We start from the raw sequence: 1,090 nt of genomic DNA, 5'->3' as shown, positions 1-1,090 counted from the left end.
CATCGCGGCGGCGCTTGAGGCTTTTGACAAAGCTGCACAAGCCTGGGGCTGGGAAGCTGACATGGGCACGGGCGGCGAAACTGCCGAGATCATGCGCGACCACGAGAACGCCCGCGCAGTCCTCGACATCGTCGGGCGTCTGTGCGTGTCGGGCGGCGCGGCTGAGACCAAGGCCGGGTCGGGCGGCGTTTCGAACTTCTCGCGGATCCCATCGTCGGCTGCCGGCAACAACCTCACGCTGGCCAAAGCCACGGCCGGCCGTGCCTACACCTACCAGGGCTGCAACACGACGGCCTCGACAGTCTACATGCGCCTCTACAACGCCGCCTCGACGGGCGCCGTGACCGTCGGCACTACCGTGCCGTTCGCCGGTCCCTACGCCTTCCCGGCCAACACCTGCATTCAGGTCACCGCGTTCGCCAGCAGCATCGGCGTCTCGGCTTCTGCCGGGCTAACCTACGCGTTTGGCACCGCCCCGGCGGACAACGACGTCACGACGATCGGCGCCGGCGCCATCGCGGGCTTTCAGATCGGGTTCCAGTGATGCGGATCCTCGCTCTCCTGTTCTGCCTGCTCTCAGCGCCCGTTCTCGCGCAGAGCACGCAGACCATCCCGTTCCGGCGGATGTCTGAGCCGGTGATGGTCCAGATCGGGCCGACGCCGCAGACGACGATGATCCCGGCGGCGAGCCTGAAGGATCCCATGAACGGCCTGCCGCTCAGCTCGTTCTATGTCGTGAACCCGAACAGCGTCTACGTGCGGGTCAAGGGGTTCTCCAACGCGGCCGACTGCGCCAACATTGGAGTGACCGAGACCACTGGCTGGCTGTGGCCGCCAGGGTTCGTGGGCGTGTTCTCGACCCAGTACCCCTTCTGCGCCTCGGCTATGGCCGTGTCCAAGCCCGGGTTCCCAATCACCGCCTCCACCACCTACGCGCCGCTCGAGTGGTCCTATGGTCCGGGCCAGTAGCGTGCTGTTCGCCGCGGCGCTCGCCGCACTCCTGTCTGTCAGCGCCGCTGACGGCGCCGTGCGCAGCGTCGGCTACGGCCAGCCCGGGCCGGCTGGGCAACAGGGAATTCAGGGCAATGCG

General features: G+C 67.5%; 2 protein-coding genes. Both read left to right on the top strand.

The window, feature by feature from the left end; all coding sequences use genetic code 11:
- Positions 1-544, top strand: a 544-nt coding sequence (locus FV233_RS30770) for a hypothetical protein (protein ID WP_187278276.1), incomplete at its 5' end; no start/stop codon positions are given.
- Positions 544-969: a hypothetical protein gene (locus tag FV233_RS29550; protein WP_147899648.1), complete on the top strand. Its 426-nt coding sequence runs from the start codon at positions 544-546 to the stop codon at positions 967-969. The genes FV233_RS30770 and FV233_RS29550, both read left to right, overlap by 1 nt.
- The last annotated feature ends 121 nt before the right edge of the window (positions 970-1,090 follow it).

It is taken from the genome of Methylobacterium sp. WL7 (genome assembly GCF_008040085.1).
GTDB lineage: Bacteria > Pseudomonadota > Alphaproteobacteria > Rhizobiales > Beijerinckiaceae > Methylobacterium > Methylobacterium mesophilicum.
This window is presented reverse-complemented; position numbering and strand designations above follow the sequence as displayed.